Annotated in this window: 1 protein-coding gene; it reads right to left on the reverse strand. The window is 42.6% G+C overall.

Translation table 11 applies throughout. From position 1 onward, the window contains the following. Positions 1 to 1,621 (reverse strand): PA14 domain-containing protein (locus AACP44_RS09045; protein ID WP_339340201.1); only part of this gene is annotated, 1,621 nt, incomplete at its 3' end. Positions 1,622 to 2,304 lie beyond the last annotated feature (683 nt).

A 2,304-nucleotide genomic window follows, 5' to 3' on the forward strand; every position in this document is an offset into this window, starting at 1 on the left:
GAAATTCTTGCAAATGGCTTAGACCATCTTCATCAGTATCACTGTTGGCATCCTCGGCATCCAATGGATTTAAACCGTTCTGCACCTCCCAACCATCGGGCATTCGATCGCCGTCAGAATCGGGGTTACAGGGGTCTGTTTCCTGTGGAGTAATGATTCCAAAGATAGGCTGATCCTCCAATCCATCCGACAGACCATCATTGTCAGAATCTGCATTTTGTGCATCGACACATATGGTGTTTTCGATATGATCGGGAATGCCATCGCTATCGGTATCGAGAGGTGAGAGAATCCAGATCGGGCTAGTTGCCTCGTTGCCTCTACTGTCAATCGCTTTAATCTGTAGGAATTGACGTAGACTAGATTCCACAGCTCCAATATGTAATGACTGTTCAGTTAATCCAGATTTATAAAGATCGGGTGAGTTCGTGTCTCCAAAATAAACTTCATAATAAAAATGCCCACCTTCAGGCACTTGATGAACCCAACTTAGCGTAAGGTCGTCAAAAGATGATGCTGGCAGATCAGTGGGTTGTACGACTGAGAAACTGTGATTTTTTAGTGTTTGATCAGTGATTGTGCCGGAGTGCTGAGCTAGGCGATTTCCCATGGCATCATAAACATAGCTTATTTTGAGATCACTTTCAGGCACTAAAACGCTAGTGAGGCGTGATAGTTCGTCATACTGGTATTCAATTTGAGAAGCGTCAGCGCAAAAACAAATTGTCGATGGGCGCAACGTTTGTTTTCTTTGATCGGTGTCGGCACCTTGGTAATGAATCTCTAGTTTTTTTCCATCCTTTCGTTGAAAAAATTCGACTCTTATCTGATGGTAGCCTGTAGACAAATATTGGGTACCACTTTTTGTTTTACTGGCATGGGTGCCGTCATTGTCTACCACCGGCTGGCCGTCGATAATCAGTTTGCTGCCATCATCTGAGGTTGCGTAGAACCTGTAATCACCCGCAGTCTCGATCTTAAGCTGACTAACAAAAACGGCCCCAAAATAACTACCCTTTGGTCGATCATCGAGGTTGATGGTAGCGCTATAACCGGTATCAACTGGGATTAACTTAGAAAAATTGGGCAGGCGCTTCCACTTCCCCGAATAGTATGCGTAGTGAAATTGGGGTGGACTGGCCTTTAACGCCAATGTCGGTGAGTCTAGTGTTTGTTTGTTGTTGTTAGTGTCGGCACCTTGATAATAAACCGCTAATTTTTTCCCTCCCTTTCGTTGAAAAAATTCGACTCTTATCTGGTGGTAGCCGGCAGATAAAAATACCGTGCCTTGTTCCGTTTTACTGGCATGGGTATCGTCATTGTCTATCATCGGTCGACCGTCGATAATGAGTTTGCTACCATCGTCTGAGGTTATGTAGAAGGTGTAATCCCCAGCGATATCGATCTTAAGCTGACCGACAAAAACAGCGCCAAAATAACTATCTTTCGGTCGATCATCGAGGTTGATGGCTGAACTGTAACCGGTATGAACCGGCGTTAATTGAGAGAAATTGGGCAGGCGTTTCCATGTCCCGGAATAGTATGCGTAGTGGAACTGGTCAAACTGGGTGGTTTGATCAAGCACCGAATCGTTGGCACCGGCAGTGTAAGCGATTGTCATAGTCAGCCCTGTAACCCAGATCAGACTCACCACAATCGATACTAACTTATCCTTGCTATTAAACATATGATCAACTTCCCTGATCAGTAATCAGTGTTACTGCTTTTGAACTTCATCTCTCAACCGAGCTATTTTTTGTTAAACAGCCCGTTATCCTTGATTGGCCACACCGGTAATTCCGGTAGCATCTCGGCAATGTGTTGACTTCTCATACAGGCGTAAAAACTTTCTTGCAACTTCCTTTACTATGCTTAATAGAGTGTTTAAACAAAACAGAACGACTTACATATCAGTGATTGATTAATCGCGCCATTGATTACATAGACGATCAAGATGACTAACAATAATATGCGTAACATCATTGCCGACAAGATGCACTCTTCCTGCTTCTTTTTGGCAAAAATTATATGTCACTAAAGATATTTGTAGGGCTGGTGCCGAGTTAGAAATTTGAGTGTTACGGGGAATATCCTTAACCCTGAAAAAGTCAGGTCGGATAGTAATTGAACGCTAATAAAAGTAAAGCATTATCTTTTTATAAAAACAATTAAATTAATTACCCATAAACTATTTATGAGCTACATCTGAAGACTTGGGGTTAACAGTCAACATAGAATATTCTTAAGTGCCACAACTAAAGCCTGCATTTCTCCATCTGTACCAATGCTGATACGTAGATATTC

Source organism: uncultured Oceanicoccus sp., from assembly GCF_963968385.1.
In the GTDB taxonomy this organism is placed as follows: domain Bacteria; phylum Pseudomonadota; class Gammaproteobacteria; order Pseudomonadales; family Dasaniaceae; genus Oceanicoccus.